Source organism: Methylopila jiangsuensis (genome assembly GCF_027922305.1).
Taxonomy (GTDB): Bacteria; Pseudomonadota; Alphaproteobacteria; order Rhizobiales; family Methylopilaceae; genus Methylopila; species Methylopila jiangsuensis.
On the sequence record NZ_BSFK01000016.1, the window covers coordinates 616,111 to 633,871 of the forward strand.

The 17,761-nt window shown below is 70.2% G+C and carries 17 protein-coding genes; 4 read left to right on the forward strand and 13 right to left on the reverse strand.

Annotated features, from left to right (window positions below; genetic code table 11):
* Nucleotides 1-2: 2 nt before the first annotated feature.
* The 6 genes from PKE85_RS15745 to fabG all read right to left on the reverse strand — a co-directional run bounded on the left by PKE85_RS15745 (nucleotide 3) and on the right by fabG (nucleotide 6,267).
* Nucleotides 3-1,595, reverse strand: coding sequence for a copper resistance CopC/CopD family protein (locus PKE85_RS15745; protein WP_271205712.1), 1,593 nt, complete (start codon nucleotides 1,593-1,595; stop codon nucleotides 3-5).
* Nucleotides 1,592-2,122 carry a YcnI family copper-binding membrane protein gene (locus PKE85_RS15750; RefSeq protein ID WP_271205713.1) on the reverse strand — a complete coding sequence of 177 codons (531 nt, stop codon included), beginning with the start codon at nucleotides 2,120-2,122 and terminating at the stop codon, nucleotides 1,592-1,594. Before PKE85_RS15750 ends, PKE85_RS15745 begins: the two co-directional genes overlap by 4 nt.
* Nucleotides 2,123-2,144: 22 nt before the next feature.
* Nucleotides 2,145-2,717, reverse strand: coding sequence for a copper chaperone PCu(A)C (locus PKE85_RS15755; RefSeq protein WP_271205714.1), 573 nt, complete (start codon nucleotides 2,715-2,717; stop codon nucleotides 2,145-2,147).
* The gene (locus PKE85_RS15760) at nucleotides 2,714-4,891 is read right to left on the reverse strand and encodes a TonB-dependent receptor family protein (protein ID WP_271205715.1); all 2,178 of its coding nucleotides are present in this window, start codon (nucleotides 4,889-4,891) and stop codon (nucleotides 2,714-2,716) included. The genes PKE85_RS15755 and PKE85_RS15760 overlap by 4 nt, the downstream gene beginning before the upstream one ends.
* Nucleotides 4,892-5,007: 116 nt before the next feature.
* On the reverse strand, nucleotides 5,008-5,406 hold the full coding sequence (locus PKE85_RS15765) for a hypothetical protein (RefSeq protein WP_271205716.1): 399 nt from the start codon (nucleotides 5,404-5,406) through the stop codon (nucleotides 5,008-5,010).
* A 63-nt stretch (nucleotides 5,407-5,469) separates the two neighbouring features.
* Nucleotides 5,470-6,267 (reverse strand): 3-oxoacyl-ACP reductase FabG, encoded by a 798-nt coding sequence (gene fabG, locus PKE85_RS15770; RefSeq protein ID WP_271205717.1) that lies wholly within the window; start codon nucleotides 6,265-6,267, stop codon nucleotides 5,470-5,472.
* Nucleotides 6,268-6,445: 178 nt separating this feature from the next.
* Between fabG and PKE85_RS15775 the strand changes: the two genes are divergently transcribed.
* Nucleotides 6,446-6,940: an NUDIX hydrolase gene (locus tag PKE85_RS15775; RefSeq protein WP_271205718.1), complete on the forward strand. Its 495-nt coding sequence runs from the start codon at nucleotides 6,446-6,448 to the stop codon at nucleotides 6,938-6,940.
* Between the two features lie 96 nt (nucleotides 6,941-7,036).
* Nucleotides 7,037-8,455 (forward strand): mannose-1-phosphate guanylyltransferase/mannose-6-phosphate isomerase, encoded by a 1,419-nt coding sequence (locus PKE85_RS15780; protein WP_271205719.1) that lies wholly within the window; start codon nucleotides 7,037-7,039, stop codon nucleotides 8,453-8,455.
* Between the two features lie 6 nt (nucleotides 8,456-8,461).
* Here PKE85_RS15780 and PKE85_RS15785 read toward each other — a convergent pair whose 3' ends face one another.
* Nucleotides 8,462-9,178, reverse strand: coding sequence for an MOSC domain-containing protein (locus tag PKE85_RS15785; RefSeq protein ID WP_271205720.1), 717 nt, complete (start codon nucleotides 9,176-9,178; stop codon nucleotides 8,462-8,464).
* 34 nt (nucleotides 9,179-9,212) lie between these two features.
* Here PKE85_RS15785 and PKE85_RS15790 point away from each other — a divergent pair, with 34 nt between their 5' ends.
* Nucleotides 9,213-9,557 carry an arsenate reductase gene (locus PKE85_RS15790; RefSeq protein WP_271205721.1) on the forward strand — a complete coding sequence of 115 codons (345 nt, stop codon included), beginning with the start codon at nucleotides 9,213-9,215 and terminating at the stop codon, nucleotides 9,555-9,557.
* A 94-nt stretch (nucleotides 9,558-9,651) separates the two neighbouring features.
* Entirely contained in the window at nucleotides 9,652-11,727 is a 2,076-nt protein-coding gene (locus PKE85_RS15795; RefSeq protein ID WP_271205722.1) for a glycosyltransferase family 2 protein, read from the forward strand.
* Here PKE85_RS15795 and PKE85_RS15800 read toward each other — a convergent pair.
* From PKE85_RS15800 to PKE85_RS15825, 6 genes are all read right to left on the reverse strand, one after another.
* On the reverse strand, nucleotides 11,714-12,139 hold the full coding sequence (locus tag PKE85_RS15800) for a L,D-transpeptidase (RefSeq protein ID WP_271205723.1): 426 nt from the start codon (nucleotides 12,137-12,139) through the stop codon (nucleotides 11,714-11,716). The genes PKE85_RS15795 and PKE85_RS15800 overlap by 14 nt on opposite strands.
* 182 nt (nucleotides 12,140-12,321) lie before the next feature.
* On the reverse strand, nucleotides 12,322-13,614 hold the full coding sequence (glnT, locus tag PKE85_RS15805) for a type III glutamate--ammonia ligase (RefSeq protein ID WP_271205724.1): 1,293 nt from the start codon (nucleotides 13,612-13,614) through the stop codon (nucleotides 12,322-12,324).
* A gap of 143 nt (nucleotides 13,615-13,757) precedes the next feature.
* The gene (locus tag PKE85_RS15810; RefSeq protein ID WP_271205725.1) at nucleotides 13,758-15,104 is read right to left on the reverse strand and encodes an FMN-binding glutamate synthase family protein; all 1,347 of its coding nucleotides are present in this window, start codon (nucleotides 15,102-15,104) and stop codon (nucleotides 13,758-13,760) included.
* Nucleotides 15,105-15,116: 12 nt separating this feature from the next.
* Complete coding sequence (locus tag PKE85_RS15815) at nucleotides 15,117-15,824, reverse strand: GltB/FmdC/FwdC-like GXGXG domain-containing protein (protein WP_271205726.1); 708 nt, start codon at nucleotides 15,822-15,824, stop codon at nucleotides 15,117-15,119.
* Between the two features lie 31 nt (nucleotides 15,825-15,855).
* Nucleotides 15,856-16,746, reverse strand: coding sequence for a class II glutamine amidotransferase (locus tag PKE85_RS15820; protein WP_271205727.1), 891 nt, complete (start codon nucleotides 16,744-16,746; stop codon nucleotides 15,856-15,858).
* 186 nt (nucleotides 16,747-16,932) lie between these two features.
* Complete coding sequence (locus PKE85_RS15825) at nucleotides 16,933-17,610, reverse strand: helix-turn-helix domain-containing protein (RefSeq protein WP_271205728.1); 678 nt, start codon at nucleotides 17,608-17,610, stop codon at nucleotides 16,933-16,935.
* Nucleotides 17,611-17,761 lie beyond the last annotated feature (151 nt).

The window sequence follows — 17,761 nt, forward strand, 5'->3', positions numbered from 1 at the left end:
CCTCAGGGCGCGACGACCAGCTCGCCGTCGAGGCGCGTCAGGGTGAAGTCGTCGATCAGCAGGTCGAGGCGCAGCCGCCAGCGGCCGGCGACGGCGAGCGGCGCCTCGGCCACCTCCCAGGCGCCGTCGCCCGTGCGGGCGGCGTCGCGCCGGATCGGCTCCAGCCCGGCGTCCGCGCGCGACAGGACGAGCGTCACCGCCTTCGGATCGAGCGGCGCCCCGCCCGCCTTGCGCAAGGCGATCGTCATGGGCGAACCGCCGACGCGCGGCCGCGCCACCGTGACCAGGGCCTCCAGCCCTGAGGCCGCCAGCGTGACCTGCGCCGGAGCGGCTTCGACGGCCGCGAAGGTGCGGGGCGGCGGGGTGAAGCGCCAGCCCGCCGCGACGCCGAGGATGGCGGCGACCAGCGCCGCCTCGGCGAGCGCGATCCGGCCGAGGCGCCGTTGCGCGGCCGGCTCGCCGGCGAGCGCAGGTTCCGTCAGCCGGAAGCGGTTCCAGCCCGCGAGCGCCAGCAGCACCCCCACGAGGCCGAGCTTGGCGAGCAGCAGCCGGCCGTAATCCGAGCCCCACAGCGCCGCCATGCTCCCCAGCTGGATCACGGCGAGCGGCGTCCCGGCGAGCACCAGCGCCGCCACCGTCGCCGGGGCCGCGCGGGAGAACCGCGCCAGCGCGGGCCTGGAGAACCGCGTCGCCAGCACGAGCAGCGCGCCCGCCCAGACCGCGGCGGCGACGCCATGCGCCGCCACGGCGGGCAGGGTGGCCCAGCGGGGCGCGGCGGTGGCCGCATGGCCGCTGGCGGCGAGCGCCGCGCCGACGCCGAGAAGGCCGAGCGTGGCGAGACCGGCGGCGGACCCGCCGCGGACCACGAGCGAGCCGGCGGCGGCCAGCAGCGCCAGCCCGGCGAGGAGCGCGGTGCGGACGTAAGTCGTGGCGCCGCCGGCGGCCCAGACCTCCGGCCGGAGCAGCGCGTCGAGCGGAAGCCCCAGCGCGTCGAGCCCCTGAAGCCCGAGCGACAGCGGCGCGGCGACGAGGCCGAGCGCCGCGAGGCCGAAGACCATGCGGTCCGCGCCTTGGCCGTCGGCCAGCCAGACGCGGGCGAAGGCGGCGCCGGCGCCGAACAGCAGCGCCAGCCACAGCGCGGCGCGGGCGGCCCAGATGGCGCCGGCGAGCGCGGCGTCGCCGGTCTTCGCGGTGGGGGAGGCCTGCGGCGACGCCGCGCCGGCGCCGATGGCGAACGACGTGGTCCCGCCGATCGGATGGCCGTCCTCGGACGCCACGCGCCAGCTCAGAAGATGCGCGCCCGCGGCGAGCGGAGCCGGCAGGCCGATGGTCACCTTGGCGCCGTCCGCCTGCGCCTGAAGCGCCTGCGCCGCGCCGTCCGGCCCCACCAGCCTGAGCGCGAGCGGGGCCACCGGTTCGTTGAAGGTCAGCGTCAGCCGGGCCGGCGCCTGCGCCAGCACGGCGCCGTCGGCGGGGTCGGCCCGGATCAGCGCCGCATGGGCGTGGGCCGCGCCGATCATCCCCGCCAGCAGGCCGAACGCCGCCGCGGCGCGAACCGCGACGGCGATGAGCGTCAGGCGCCGGCGTCCGGTCACCGCTTGGGCAGCAGCGTCACGCCGGGAGCCGGCTTGTCCAGCTCCGCGCCGGACTGGCCGGCCTGCGGGATCTCGATCCAGCGCTCGGCCGCGCCGCCGGGACACTCCTGCACCACAGGGAAGTACAGCTTCTCGCCGGCCGGCAGGTCGGGCGCCAGGAAGCCGGAGACCACGAACTCGTCGTAGAACTCGTCCGGCAGCTCGCCGCCGCTCCAGATCACCTCGACCACGCCTTCGCTGAGTTTGGCGCCGTGGTAGAAGTCGTAGGTCCTGGCGTAAGGCCCCTTCACGGTCTTCAGCGTCCAGCCGGGCTTGGGCATCGGCTTCACGGCGATCACGCCCTCAGGGATCTTCACCCGGAGCGTGGTGGTGGGCGCGCCCTTGCAGCCGTGGGGCGTCTTGAACACCGCCTTGTAGCCGGCGCCCACCGGCGCCTCGCGGGTCTCCAGCGTCACATGGGCGCTGGCGCCGGCGGCGGGGACCAGCAGGGCCGCCACGGCGGCGGCGCGGATGAGGGCGCGGGTCATGCTCGTAATGTCCTGTCTGCGGTCAGTGGTCATGGCCGTCCTTCGCCCCCGCGTTCGCGGGCGCATCCTTGCCCGGCGCCGTGGCGCCGATGGCCTCCACGGCGAACTCCACGTCCACCGATCCGGCCTTCTCGAAGGTGAGGCGGCCGGCGAAGCGCTCGCCCTTCGCGAGCGGGCGCTTCAGGTCGAAGAACATGACGTGATAGCCGCCGGGCTTGAACGCCACCTCGCCATGGGCCGGCGCGTCCACGCCGTCGGGCAGGGGCCGCATGGTCATGGTCCCGTTGGCGACGGACATCTGGTGGATCTCCGTGCGGCCGGCGATGTCGGAGGTCACCGACACCAGCCGGTCGCCCTCGGCGCCGGTGTTGCGCAGCGTCAGGTAGCCGCCGGCCACGTTGGCGCCCTTGGGCGTGGCGCGGGACCAGGGATGGTCGATCGCGATCGCCCCGGCCTTGTACTCATGGGCGGAAAGCGGCGCCCCCGCCGCGACGAGCGCGGCGAAGGCGAGGGCGGCGAGGGCGCAGGTCCGTGTCATGATCGTCGGGCTTTCCTGAACGGGGTTGGGGCCGGCGAGGGCGGGGGCGGCGCTCACCAGCGGTACTTCACGCCGGCGTAGACGGCGCGTCCGGTTCCGGGCTCGTAGAGCGGCGAGTTGAGCGCCGCGCGCTCGGTGATGCTGGCGCTCGAAATGTATTTTTCGTTGGTCAGGTTTCGGCCTTCAACATAGGCCGAAAGGGCGCCGCCGGCGTCATAGCCCACCTTCGCTCCGAGAAGCGCGTAGGCCTTGGTCTTCTGGGTGTTGGCGTTGTCGACGTAGTAGGCCTCCGGAACCCACTCCACGTTCGGCCCGGCGTAGACGCCGGACGGATGCTTGTAGAGCAGCTCCGCGCGCACGTAATGGCGCGGGGCGCCGGGCAGGTCGTTGCCCTTGATGGACGTCTTGGGGGTGGACGGGCCGCCGGCCGAGACTTTCTGGTCGCCGTCGAAGTAGAAATCGTTGAACGTGTAGGCGACGTTCAGCCAGAGCTTGTCGACCTCCGCCGGCGCGCCCGCATCGCCCTTGGCGACGAGGCTGGCGTCGACGCCCTTCACGAACAGACCCTTCCACACCGCGGCGCCGAAGCCGAGTTCGACGCCCTGATGCACGGTCTTATCGAGGTTGACGACCGTGCAGGAGCCGAGATTGGTTCCGTCCTGGCACTGCAACTCGTCCTTGATCTCCATGCGATAGAGCGCGACGTCCCAGGTGAAGTCCTCACGCGCGCCGCGCGTGCCGATCTCGTAGGTCCAGGCCTTCTGCGGCTTCGCCAGCGCGGCGCTTGCGAAGCTGTTCTCGCCGTAGCTTGGAGCCTCCACCGAGCGCGAGACGTTGGCGAACGCCTGCCATGTGGGATCGATGTTCCACAAAAGGCCTATCTTCGGGCTGAACTCGGAGAAGCTCTTTGAGCCGGAATCGTCCGCCCGCGTGTCGGACGGGTTGTAGAGCGCGTCGTCGAAGAAGCGGTCTTTCTGGCTGCGCTTGGCGTAGAGGAACTGGATGCCGGTCACCAGCCCGACGGTCGGCGCCGCGAAGAAGGTGTTCTCGGCGTAGGCCGAGACGTTCCTGGAGGTCTGCTCGGCGTCTGAACGCTTGCCGCCTTTGCTCCCGCCGACGTTCACATAGTTCCGGGCGTCGTTCTCGCCGTTGTGCAGGTTGAGGCCCGCCACCAGCCGGTTGGCGTGGCCGGCGATCTCGCGCTCGTCGGTCACGCGGGCGAAGCCGCCGTAGTCGAAATATTTGTAGTCGAGCCACTGGTAGATCGGGTGTTCCAGATGGCGGCTGACCACGAAGGCGCCGGCCTCGACCGAGGTGGCGTCGCTCAGGCGGAACGTGGTCTTGTTGGCGAAGCGCAGCGTGTCGATGTTGCGCTCGTAGTCCTGCGCGACATTGCCGGAGTTGGCCCGCTTCGGGTTCTTCAGCGCCTGCTCTCGGGTCACAGCCCCGGGGATGTTCTGATCCACCGTGTTGGCGTTGAGATAGAACCGCGTCTCCACGTCCTCCGACAGCCGGTAGCCGATGTTGGCGCTCACCCGGGCGGCGTCGCCGTCGCTGTGGTCGCGGAATCCGTCCGCCCGCTGCCAGGAGCCGGTGATGAAGTAGTCCGCGTTTCCATGCACGCCGCCGGAGCTCGCCTGCGTCCGAACATGGCCGAAGGAGCCCACGTCGATCCCGCCCTGCGCCACGCTCGCGATCGGATCGCGGCCCGTGGCGGTGACGAAGTTGATGGCGCCGCCAAGGGCGTTGGCGCCGAAGCGCAGCGCGTTGGCGCCCTTGTAGACCTCCACCAGCCGGTAGGCGGACGGGTCGATCTCCTGGAAGTCGCCATAGCCGTCGGCGGTGTTGATGGGCACGCCGTCCAGATAGAGCTGGACGCCGCGCAGGTGGAAGTTGCGCGACAGGCCGGAGCCGCGGATCGAGAGCCGCGTGTCGTCGCCCCATTTGGGCTGGGCGAACACGCCCGGCGTGTAGTCCAGCGCGTCCTTGACGGTGAGGGCGGGGGAGGTGCGCTTGTAGGTCTCGGCGTCGATCACCTCGACGGCGCCGGGCGTGCGCTCAAGCTCCCGCCGGGTGGCGTCGAGGCCGGGGGAGGTGAGGCTTAGGGCGCGGGCGCCCGCGCCCTCCACGTTGAGCTCCGGCAGCGGGATCTCGGGTTCGGCGGACTGGGCGTGAGCGAAGGCGGGCGCGCAGACGGAGGCGACGCCGGCCAGCAGCAGGGTGCGAAGCATGGAAGAAACAACCCCGGAGGGGCGCGACGCCGCCCGGGGCTTCGGAGAAGCCGGCGCGCGTCGCGGAACAGGTCAGGACAGGGCGAAGACAGGCGTGCGGCCGCAAACGGCCGCGATCACGCCGTCGCCGGTGGCCCTCGTGGGCTTCGGACCCGTTCCCTGTCGCGCCGCGGAGCGCTCTCGACTGCGGCCGTGGGCGAGGTGGCCCGGATGTCGGACGGGTAGCGCAGCGTCGTGTCCGGCGCGGCTGGGGCCGGCGTGAAATGGGCGGAGCCGAGACAGCCTATGCCGCAGCAGGCGAGGCGGGATTTCTCCGCCGGCGCGTGCTGCTCGCTCGCGGCGTCGCCATGGTCCGCGGCCGAGCACAGGATCGAGAACGGATCGAGCGCGTCATGGGCGCCGTGATGGGGCGCGACGCTCGCCAGCGCCGCCTGCGCGACGACGAGATAGGCCAGCGCGACGACGCCGAAGCGCCGCAGCCACCCGAACCCTCGTCTGCGCGAAGCCGTTCCCATGGCATCGCCCTTAGCATGGCGGAAGCGCGGCGCCTATGAGGCGGAAGCGACGACGCGGGGCGATCAGCCGTTGTCGCGGAAGCCGGGATAGAGGGTCATGCCGCCATCCACGTAAAGCGTGGCGCCGACCATGTAGTCCGCGAGATCGGACACGAGCCAGGTCACGGCGTTGGCCACATCCTCCACGTCGCCGATGCGGCCGTAGGGGATGAGCTCCAGCAGCTTGTCGGCGTTGGGGCCTTGGGTCTCCTCGGCGTTGATCGGGGTGGCGATGGCGCCCGGCGACACCGCGTTCACCCGCACGCCCTCGCCGGCGGTCTCCTGCGCCAGAGTCTTCATCAGCATGGCGACCCCGCCCTTGGAGGCGGCGTAGTTCACATGCCCTGCCCAGGGGATCACGTCATGCACCGAGCTGACGCACACGATCTTGCCGAGCGCCCGCGACACGTCCCGCCGCCCTTGCGCGCGAAAACGCCGCAGGGCCGCCTGGGCGCACAGGAACTGGCCGGTGAGGTTCACGTCGATCACCTTGCGCCAGTCGTCCAGCGTGAGGTCCACGGCCGCGGCGTCCCGCTGCAGGCCGGAATTCGCCACCAGAATGTCCACCGCCCCCCAGCGCTCCACGGTCTCCGCGAACAGCCGCTCCACCTCGGAAGGCTCGGACACGTCCGCGCCGCAGGCGAAGGCCTGCCCGCCCTCCGCGGTGATCTGGTCGACCAAAGCGCTGGCGGCTCCGGCGCCGGAATGGTAATTCACGGCCACGCGAGCGCCTGCGCGCGCGAGCGACAAGGCTGTGGCCCAGCCGATCCCGGAGCTTGCTCCGGTGACGATCGCGATCTGACCATGAAGGCGAATCTGCATATGGTCTCCAGGGGCCGGAACGGCGCGGCCGTGTCGTTCGTATGAAACGTTGGGGACGTATGGACGTTCCTCCATGCGGACGTCCGCGAAACCGGGCTCGCGGCGACGGCCGGGGGCGCGGCGGACCTTCGGGGCGCGGCGCGGCGCCGTTGTAGGCTGAGAGGTGTCTGATACGGGAATGGCCAAGAGCTCGAAAAACAAGAAGATCGAGCCCGATCAATACGGGGTGCTGCCCTTCCGCGTGTCCGACGACGGGCTGCAGGTTCTCATGGTCACCTCGCGCCGGTCGAAGCGCTGGATCATCCCGAAGGGCTGGCCGATGAAGGGGCGCACCGCGCTCGGCGCGGCCGTGCGCGAAGGATTCGAAGAGGCGGGCATCTACGGGCAGGGTCTTAAACCGTCGCTCGGCGTGTTCCGTTACGCCAAGCGCATGAATTTCGGGCGCTCGACCTCGCTGCGCATCGAGGTGTTCCCGATGGCGGTCACCGAACTGCTCGAAAACTGGCCGGAACGCGACGAGCGCGAGCGCCGCTGGATGACCGTCGACGAGGCGGCGGAGGCGGTTCCGGAGCCCGACCTGAAGGCCATCATCCTTGCTCTGCCCGAGCGGCTGGAGGCCGAGGGCGCGAAGGACGCGTCCCCAGACGACAAGGCCGAAGCGTCGGCGCATTAAACATGTGACGAGATGCGGGCGCCGTCGCCGCGCCCGACGCTCGTTGGCTGAACCGTCCTGCTCTATCCTGATCCCGTATCGAGACCAGGAGCCGTCGTGTCGGAAAGCCGAATCATTCCGGTCGTGCTCTGTGGCGGCTCCGGCTCCCGGCTGTGGCCCGCCTCGCGCGAAAGCTACCCGAAACAGTTCCTCGCGCTCGCGGGCGAGCGCACGCTGCTGCAGGACACGGTGCTGCGGGTGGCGGACCCGGCGCGCTTCGCCCCGCCGATCATCGTCGCCAACGCCGAGCACCGCTTCATCGTGGCGGAGCAGATGGCGCAGATCGGCGTCACGGCCACCATCGCGCTTGAACCCGCCCGCAAGGACTCCGCCGCGGCCATCGCCGCCGCCGCCCGGCTCGCCGAACTTCAGGGGCACGATCAGGTCATCCTCGTGCTCGCCTCAGACCATGTTATCCTGAACGACGCGGCGTTCCGCGCCGCCGTGGAGACCGGGCGTCCCGCGGCGCAGGGCGGGCGCATCGTCACCTTCGGCGCGCCGCCGACCGAGCCCACGTCCCGCTACGGCTACATCCGCCCCGGCGCGCCGCTGGACGGGGCGCCGGGCGTGCGGGACGTCGCGGCCTTCGAGGAGAAGCCGGACCGGACGCGCGCGGAAGCGCTGCTCGCCGACGGCTGCCTCTGGAACTCCGGCAACTTCCTCTGTCTCGCCCGCACGCTGCTCAACGAACTCGATCGCTATGCGCCGGAGATTGCGGGTCCCGCCCGCCTCGCCGCGGACAAGGCGGTCAAGGATCTCGACTTTCTCCGGCTCGACGCCGCGGCCTTCGGGCTGGCGGAGGCGAAGTCGATCGACTTCGCGGTCATGGAGCGCACGGCGCTGGCGGCGGTGACGCCCGCCGACTTCGGCTGGTCGGACGTGGGCGGCTGGGCCGCGCTGTGGGAGATCGCGCCCCACGACCACGCCGGCAACGCGCTCGTGGGGCCGACGGCCGCCATCGACAGCTCCAACTGCTACGTGCGCTCCGAAAAGCCCATGACCGCGGTGGTGGGCATGACCGACGCCGTGGTGGTGGCGACCCAGGACGCGGTGATGGTGACGACCCGCGACCGGGCTGACGGCATCAAGACGCTGGTGGCCGAACTCACGCGCCGGGGCGAGCCGACGGCGGTGCGCAGCGTGCTGTCGCACCGGCCCTGGGGCTCGTTCCAGGTGATCGACGACGGCCCCCGCTTCCAGGTCAACCACATCACCGTGAAGCCGAAGCGCCGGCTGTCGCTGCACCGGCACATCCACCGCGCCGAGCACTGGATCGTGGTGCGGGGCGCCGCTCAGGTGACGCTGAACGGCGAGGAGCGGATGCTGCACGAGAACGAGTCGGTTTATGTGCCGATCGGCGTCGCCCACCGTCTCGCCAATCCGGGCGTGATCCCGCTCGAGATCATCGAGGTGCAGACCGGCAGCTACCTCGGCGAGGACGACATCGTCCGGCTCGAGGACGACTATCGCCGCTGACGCCGTTCACGCGCCGTCGAGCCGCGGGCCCCAGTCCTCCACCCGGCCGGAGGCGAGGCGGCGTTCGGCGTGGCGGCGCCAGCCGTCGGGCAGGCCCGGCAGCGCCGCCATGGCGGCGAGTTCGTCCCGGTTCAGGACCTCCACGTAGAGGATGCGCCATAGCCGGGCGAGCGGCCAGTCCGGCGCCCGGCGCTCCACCAGCCTCAGCGCGTCGCCGGGCGCGACGACGCCGGGCTCCAGCACCCGGTAGTACCAGCCGGTGCGGCCGCTCGCCTGCACCTCGGCCGCGAGCCGCGGCCGCGCGAAGCGGGCGTTGAGCTTCCAGCACGGCTGCCGTCCCTGCGACGCCTCGACCAGCGCGGTTCCGAGCCGGAACACGTCGCCGAGCGCGACGGTCGCCTCGGTGAGGCCGCGGGTGGACAGGTTCTCGCCAAAGGCGCCGGGCGCCGTCAGCAGCGGATGTGGTCCGATCTCCGCGGTCCAGGCGGCGTAGTGCTCGAACGGATAGTGGTGCACGGCCTTGTCCGGGCCGCCATGGACGCGCAGGTCGCCCTGCGCGTCGCCCTCGAAGCCACAGGCCCCGAGCGCAAGCGGACGGTCCGTCGGGCGCTTGGCGATCCCGCTCGGCGCGGCGCGGGGGCCGAGCGGCGCCAGCGCGCCGACGAGCAGCGCGTCGAGATGGACCGCATCGCCGGGTTGCGCGGCAGGGCCTCCGTCGGTCAAGGTCGCGCTCCTTTGCGGGAAGGGGAGGTCCGGGGTGGTCGAGCTTTACGGCATCAAGACATGCGACACGGTCCGCAAGGCGCGGGCGTGGCTCGACGCGCGCAGCGTCGCCTACACGTTCCACGACTTCAAGGCCGAGGGCGCGTCGCCGGAGCGGCTCGCCGCATGGGCGGGCGAGGTCGGCTGGGAGACATTGCTGAACCGCGCCGGGACCACCTTCCGCAAGCTCCCGGACGACGACAAGGCGGGCCTCGACGAGGCCAGGGCGCTGGCGCTGATGGCGGCGCATCCCACCCTGATCAAGCGCCCCGTGGTCGAAGGCGCCGGGCGGCTGCTTGTGGGCTTCAGGCCCGAGATTTACGAGGCGGCGTTCGGCTGAGCGTCGCGCCTCTGGCGCGGATCGCCGTTTCGCTTGCGCTAAGGGGACGTGAGGGATGGACGCAATGAGCGGGACGGCAGGGCGCGATCCGCGGATGGACACGATCGAGGCGGCCGTACGGGACGGCGACTTCGCGCGGGCTCAGGACATCCTTGCAACCTTTTCGGACACGCCGGAAGGGAACCCGCAACGCCTCGCGCTCGAAGCCGCCTGTGCGGCCGGGCGGGGGGACTTCGACGAGGCCGTTCGGATCTGGCGTCGCTGCGACGAGCTGTTCGGCCTCGTGGGAGAGGATCTGGGCGCCTTTGGCCTCGCGTTGGAGCAGTCCGGCCGCATCCCGGACGCCTTGTCCGTCTATCGTCGTTTGCAGGTGACGCGCGAGGGCGACTGTCTCGGCGCTTGGGAGGAAGCGCGGCTGCAGGGCCTGCTGGGCGAGCACGCCGCGGTCCTGAACGTGCTGGAGGCGGCTCTTCAGACCGCCCCCAGTCGCAAGATCGAGATAAGGCTGCGCGCCGTCCGCGCCCGGCGGGCGGCGATTGTCGGGCGGTTCGCCGAAGCTCTGGCGGACTATGTTCTGCTCGCTCGGCTCCAGCCGCAGAATCCGCGCGGATTGCTCGGGCAGGTGCAGGTTCATCTGAAGAACTTCGACGAGGCGTCGGCGCGGGCCGCGCTCGCGGAGGCGGCCGCGCGACATCCCGACGACATGCGGCTGCTCGGGAGCGAAGCGCGTCTCCTCCTGCAGTATGGCGACGACGACGCTTTCGTGGTCTTCGTCGGGAAACTGGCGGCTTTACCCCTTTCGGACGACGTCTATCGCGGCCTGATCTCCAACCTGTTCCGGTCGCGGGTGTGGTTCTTCACCGAGGAGCTGCGTCGCCGGCTCCTCGCCGCCGCAGGCGACGCCGGACGGCAGGAGATCCTTCTCGGCGTTCTCAGCCGGCAGGTCAGTTCCCCGGACGAAAACCTGAGCGCCGCCCGCAAGGCGATGGATGGGCTTGCGGCCCATCCGGACAGCCCCGCCGGACTGGCCGCGCGGGTGCGCCTCGCCACGGCTCTGATCGAGGCGGGCCTTCTGGCCGAAGCGGAGACGATGGCCGGTCAGCTTGCGATCAGCGTGCGCGACTGGCCCCATGCGCCCGCGATCATGGGCGAACTGCTCGAATGGATGGCCGTTCGCAGGGGCGACGTGGAGGCGGCGCGGCGGGCGTACTGGCGGCGGCGGCGGATGCACGCCCACAACGACAGGACCGACGAACTCGACTGCGTGCGCATGCCGCCCGGGGCTCCGCCGGAGGTGGCGGTGGTCTGTCAGTTGCGCAACGAACGGGTGATGCTGCCGGCCTTCTTCCAGCATTACCGGGCCTTGGGCATCGAACGGTTCGTGATGATCGACAACGGCTCCACGGACGGGAGCTTCGAGCATCTGCTCGCGCAACCGGATGTGGAGCTGTATCGCACCTATGCTCCCTTCCGGCGCGCGGAATCGGGCAATGCTTGGACCAACCCCCTGATCGGCCGGCCGGACTACGTCCGCACGCTGTGTCTGCGCGTCGATGCGGACGAGCACCTGGTCTACCCGCATTATGAGACCCGGCCGATCGCCATGCTCTGGCGCCATATGCAGGCCGAGGGCTCCGAGGTGCTCGCCGGCTTCATGCTCGACATGTTTCCGGAGACGACGGATCAATTGCAGGCGGAGGATTTCGTCGCGGCGTCCACGTTCTACGATCTTCCGCCCGAGCCGGCGCCCGCGACGTCCTGCCCCTATGTGGCGCATCGCGGGGGACCGCGCCGCAGGTTCATGGACGGCCCGGCCGTGCTTTTGACGAAGTGTTCCGGCCTGCGGGGCGGCGGCGCCGTCGAGCAGGTCCACATGTCGCATTTCGCTTCGCCGGCGACCGTCTCGTCCGTGAGCATGGCGCTGCTGCATTACAAGTTTCGGCCCGACGTGTTCGAGCGCGCCGTCCGCGTCGCCGGCGAGCGCCAGTACGCCTCCGGGTCGCAGTCCTATTCGCGGTACGGCTCGCTGCAGACCGACCAGCGACGCATGTTGCGGTCGGACGATACGCGCGTCTTCAACGGGTCGGCGGGGCTGGTGGCGAACGGCGTGCTGCGCTCCACGCCCGCGTGGGACGACGGGGTCCGTCCCGCTCCCGTCAGGGCCGGATGACCACCCGCGCCGCTCCAAACCCCTTCTGCTGCACCAGATTGTAGAGGATGGCGGCGTTGGCGGTGTGCAGCCGCACGCAGCCGTGGCTGGCGGGCCGCCCCAGCGAGCGCACGTAGGAGGTGCCGTGGATGGCGTAGCCGCCTCGGAAGAACACCGAATAGGGCATCGGCGACATGTCGTACTTGCGGGAATGCCACATGCGGGCGGTGCGCGTCGGGCGGTAGGAGCCGGTCGGGGTGACATAGCCGCGGCGGGCGGTGGAGACCGGCCACGAGTAGGCGCGGGCGCCGTTCACCACCACGTCCATGCGCTGCTTCGACAGGCTGATCTGGGCCACCACGGTGGCTTCCGCCGGGGCTGCGGCGGCGAGGCCCAAAGCCACGGCGGCGAAGGCGAGAGCACGCTTGAACATGACGACGACGCCTCTTGACGCAAAGCCCCCCGGCCCATGGCGAAACTGTGGCGCCAATGCGGCGAAGAGTCGAATCAGGCGTCGTCACGGCTTCGCGAACGGCTTCGCGCGCGAAAAAAGCGCCGGAGCCGCTGGGATCGGCTCCGGCGCCCTCGGAGGCTGCGGACGTTCGGGGCGGAACGTCAGCAGTCGAGCGTGTTGTCGCGCTCCCACTGGGTCAGGTGGCGGGCGTAGTTGTTCCACTCCACCGTCTTGAGTTTGGCGTAGGCGGCGACGAACTCCTCGCCGAACATCGCCTTCGTGGCGGGCGACGACTCGAACGTCCGGATCGCGTCGAGCAGGTTGAGCGGCAGCTTCTTGCAGTCCGTGACGGTGTGGCCGTCCGTGTACATGTTGATGTCGAGGCGCTTGCCGGGATCGCGCTTGTTCTCGATGCCATCGAGGCCGGCCGCCAGGATCGCCGCCTGCAGCAGATAGGGGTTCGCCGCGCCGTCGCCGAGGCGGAACTCGAACCGGCCCGCATCCGGAATGCGGATCATGTGGGTGCGGTTGTTGCCGGTGTAGGTGATCGAGTTCGGGGCCCAGGTCGCGCCGGAGGCCGTCCGGGGCGCGTTGATGCGCTTGTAGGAGTTCACCGTCGGGTTGGTCAGCGCGCAGATGGCGTCGGTGTTGTGCATCAGGCCGCCGATGAAGTGGTAGCCCAGTTCGCTGACGCCGAGCTCGCCGGCCGGATCCTCGAACAGGTTCGTCTTGCCGTCCCACAGCGACACGTGGGCGTGGCAGCCGGAGCCGGTGAGGTTCACGAACGGCTTGGGCATGAAGGTGGCGCGCAGGCCGTGCTTCTCGGCGATCGACCGCGCCATGAACTTGTAGAAGGCGTGCTGGTCGGCGGTCTGCAGCGCCGGACCGTAGTTCCAGTTCATCTCGAACTGGCCGTTCGCGTCCTCATGGTCGTTCTGGTAGGGCTTCCAGCCGAGCTGGACCATGGCGTCGCAGATTTCGGTGATGACGTCGTAGCGCCGCATCAGGGCCTGCTGGTCGTAGCAGGGCTTTTCGGCGGTGTCGGAGAGGTCCGAAATCTGGGTGCCGTCGGCGTTGACCAGGAACATCTCGGGCTCGATGCCCGATTTCATCTCGTGACCGGACCGGGCGATCAGCCGCTTCAGCGTGTTGCGCGGGGCGTGCTCGACCTCCTTGCCGTCCATCCAGAGATCGGAGGCCAGCCAGCCCACTTCCGGCTTCCACGGCAGCTGGATCAGGCTGTTCGGGTCGGGCTTGGCGAACAGGTCGCTGTCCGAGGGGCTCATGTCGAGCCACGTGGCGAAGCCGGCGAAGCCGGCGCCGGCCTTCTGCATGTCGCCGATCGCGCCCGCAGGAACCAGCTTGGCGCGCTGGGCGCCGAAAAGGTCAGTGTAAGAGATCAGGAAGTACTTGATGCCGCGGTCTCGCGCAGCCTCCTGAAGATCGATCGCCATCGCGGTCCCCTCGATCGCCCCGTTTTGGGGTCGATGTTGAAAGTTCACAGCCGTCTCCTGATCTGTTTCATCCCCGGCGGCTCCGTCGCCGCCGGGGTTGGCCCCGACGGCTGCATTCGACGGGCCTTTTATCGTTGTCGTTCTTAGAAGCGTCCGGTGAGGCCCGGGATCCAGTCGGTCCCCGCGATCGGCACCTGCGCCATGGCGGCGGCTTCGATGGTCAGCGCCACCAGATCCTCGGGCTCGAGGTTGTGGACGTGGCTCTTGCCGCAGGCGCGGGCGATGGTCTGCGCCTCAAGCGTCATGACCGAGAGGAAGTTGGCGAGGCGGCGGCCGGCGATGATCGGGTCCAGACGCTTCATCAGCTCCGGATCCTGGGTGGTGATGCCCGCCGGGTCGCGGCCCTCGTGCCAGTCGTCATAGGCGCCGGCCTTGGAGCCGAGAGCCTCGTACTCGCTCTCCCACTTCGGGTCGTTGTCGCCGAGCGCCACCAGAGCCGCGGTGCCGATGGCCACCGCGTCGGCGCCGAGCGCCAGCGCCTTGGCCACGTCCGCGCCGTTGCGGATGCCGCCGGAGACGATGAGCTGCACCTTGCGGTGCATGCCGAGCTCCTGCAGCGCCTTCACCGCCTGACGGATGGCGGCCAGCGTCGGGATGCCCACATGCTCGATGAACACCTCCTGCGTGGCGGCGGTGCCGCCCTGCATGCCGTCCACCACCACCACGTCGGCGCCGGCCTTCACCGCAAGCGCGGTGTCGTAATAGGGACGCGCCGCGCCGACCTTGACGTAGATCGGCTTCTCCCAGTCGGTGATCTCGCGCAGCTCCTCGATCTTGATCTCGAGGTCGTCCGGGCCGGTCCAGTCGGGATGGCGGCAGGCGGAGCGCTGGTCGATGCCTTCGGGCAGGGTGCGCATCTTGGCGACGCGGGGCGAAATCTTCTGGCCGAGCAGCATGCCGCCGCCGCCGGGCTTGGCGCCCTGGCCGACCACCACCTCGATCGCGTCCGCCTTGCGGATGTCGTCGGGGTTCATGCCGTAGCGCGACGGCAGGTACTGATAGACCAGCTTGTTCGAGTGGCCGCGCTCCTCCTGGGTCATGCCGCCGTCGCCGGTGGTGGTGGAGGTGCCGACGGCGCTGGCGCCGCGGCCGAGCGCTTCCTTCGCCGGGCCGGAGAGCGAGCCGAAGCTCATGCCGGCGATGGTGACCGGAATCTTCAGCTCGATCGGCTTCTTGGCGAAGCGGTCGCCCAGCACCACGCCGGTGCCGCACTTCTCGCGATAGCCTTCCAGCGGGTAGCGCGACATGGACGCGCCGAGGAACAGCAGGTCGTCGAAGTGGGGCAGCTTCCGCTTCGCGCCGGCGCCGCGGATGTCGTAGATGCCGGTCGCCGCCGCGCGGCGGATCTCGGACAGGGTGTAGGCGTCGAAGGTCGCGCTCTCGCGGGGGAGGGTGCGGGGGGCCGCCGGGGCCTTGACGTGCTCGTTCATGGCCTCAGCTCCTCAGTAGGCGGACGCGTTGTCGACGTGGAAGTGGTAGAGCGTGCGGGCCGAGCCGTAGCGCTTGAAGTCGGACGGATCGACCTGGCCGTCGAGGCCGGCGGACTTCAGCTTCTCGAACACCTGGGCCTTGTGCTCGTCGCGCATCTCCTTCTCGACGCAGTCGGCGCCGAGGCTCGTCACCGAGCCGCGCACGTAGAGCCGCGCCTCGTAAATGGAGTCGCCGAGCGCCTCGCCCGCGTCGCCCAGCACGGTGAGCGTGCCCGCCTGGGCCATGAAGGCCGACATGTGGCCGATGGAGCCGCCGACCACGATGTCGACGCCCTTCATGGAGATGCCGCAGCGGGCGCCGGCGGAGCCGCGCACCACCAGCAGGCCGCCATGGGCGGTGGCGGCGGCAGCCTGGCTGGCGTCGCCCTCGACCTCGACGCGGCCGGACATCATGTTCTCGGCCACGCCGACGCCGGCGTTGCCGCGCACGATCACCGTCGCCTGCTTGTTCATGCCGGCGCAGTAGTAGCCGACCGGACCGTCGATCTCGACGGTCACGGGGGCGTCGAGGCCGGCCGCGATGGCGTGCAGGCCGCGCGGGTTCGACACCCGCCACAGCGAGGCGTTGGATCCGTCCTTCAGCGCGTGCAGGGCGGCGTTCAGATCGCGGACGGTGGCCGCGGCGAGATCGAAGGAATGGCTTTGCGTGCTCGCGTTCATGAGCGGCGCCCCCGGTTCGGTGTTGTCGTCGTCAGGCCGCGGCGCGGTCCCAGAAGTAGACCTTGGCCGGCTCCGGCTCGAAGATCTTGGCGTTCTCAATGCCCGGCAGGCCGGCGAGCGCCCGGTATTCGGACCCGAAGGCCACATACTGGTCGGTCTCGGCCATGACGGCGGGCTTGCAGGCGATGGGGTCGCGCAGCACGCCGAAGCCGCTCTCGGTGCCCACCACGAAGGTGTAGAAGCCGTCGAGGTCGTTCAGCGAGTCCTCGAGCGCCTCGCCGAGCGTGCGGCCTTCCTTCATGCGCCAGGTCAGGTAGCCGGCGGCCACCTCGCTGTCGTTCTCGGTCTGCACCTTCACTCCGGCCTTCTCCAGGTTGCGGCGGACGGTGCGGTGGTTCGACAGCGAGCCGTTGTGCACCAGGCACTGGTCGAGGCCGGTGGAGAACGGATGCGCGCCGTTGGTGGTCACCGCGCTCTCGGTCGCCATGCGGGTGTGGGCGACGCCATGGGTGCCGGACATCTTGGCGAGGTCGAAGCGGACGGCCACGTCCGTCGGCATGCCCACCTCCTTGTAGAGCTCCATGCGGGCGCCGGCGCCGACCACGGTCACGTCGGGCGCGACCTCGGCGAGCTGGGCGCGGATCTCGGCCTCGCGGCCGGCCGGCACGGTCAGCACCGCGTGGGTGGCGCGGGCGACCACGTCGATCCCGTCGCCGAGCTTGGCGGCGAGCGCCTTGAAGTCGTAGCCCTCGGCCGCGCGCAGGGTGAGCTTGGTCTCGCCCTTCTCGCCTTCGCCGTAGACGGCGAAGCCGGCCGAGTCCGGCCCGCGGCCGCACATGGTGCCGAGCATGCCGCTCAGCAGTTCGCCGAGCTGCGGCTCAAGCGACTTGTCCTTCAGAAACAGTCCGACAATGCCGCACATGACGCTGGCGCTCCCATCTCCTGCAGCCCCTCGGGCTCGTTAGGGAGGACGCTATCTCCGCCGCGTGGCGGCGTCAATCTGCGTGAAAAAATAATTCTTGAGAGGAAACTTGGTCGGCGCCGCAAACCTGCTCCGCGCCGCGCTCGGGAGGAGGCGACGACAACGGCGGACCAATCCGGTTCGCCGTCAGTCCTTGTCGTACATGATGACCGAAAGATAGGTCATGGGCTTGACCACCAGCTTCTCCGGACCGTGGGGCGCGCCGGAGTCGAACAGCAGCGTGTCGCCGGGCTTCAGGTGGTAGCTGTTGCCCGCATGGGCGTAGATCACCTCGCCCGTCAGCATGTAGATCAGCTCCGTCCCCTCGTGCTGGAAGGCGGTGTAGGGGGCGGCGTCCTCGGTGAGGGTGATGAGGTAGGGCTCGCAGGCGATGGCCCCGCCCAGCATGTGGCCGAGCAACTCGTAGTTGTGCCCCACCTTGGTGCCGCGGCGCTGGATCACCACGCCTTGCCCCGACGGCACGTAGGAGCAGTCGCGCCGCTCCTCGAACTCCGAGAACAGCAGGCTGATCGGCATGTTGAGCGCGGAGGCCAGCGTCTGCAGCGTCGACAGCGACGGCGAGATCTGGCCGTTCTCGATCTTGGACAGCATGCCCGTGGACACGGTGGCGGCGCTGGCGAGCTCCGCCACCGTCAGGCCCATCAGCTTGCGGTGGTGGCGGATCTGCAGCCCGATCGCCTGTTCGAGCGTGCGCCGTTCGGCGGCGGCCGGCGCGCCCGAGCCCGTGACGTAGATGTCGTCCTGGGCGGCGGGAGCGGCGTCCTCGAAGGCCGGCGCGGCGGCGGTGGCGGATTTTCGTGCCATGCCAGCTTTCTTGTGAAGAAACGATGTCCTACGCTAGCGAAAGCGAACGTCCCTTCACAAGCCTTGTCTTCGGCAAGATCGTATTTTTGGGGGGATGCCCGCGTTCCGCGCAGGCGACGGCGCCGCGCGGCTCCTGCTCTTCACGGGGACG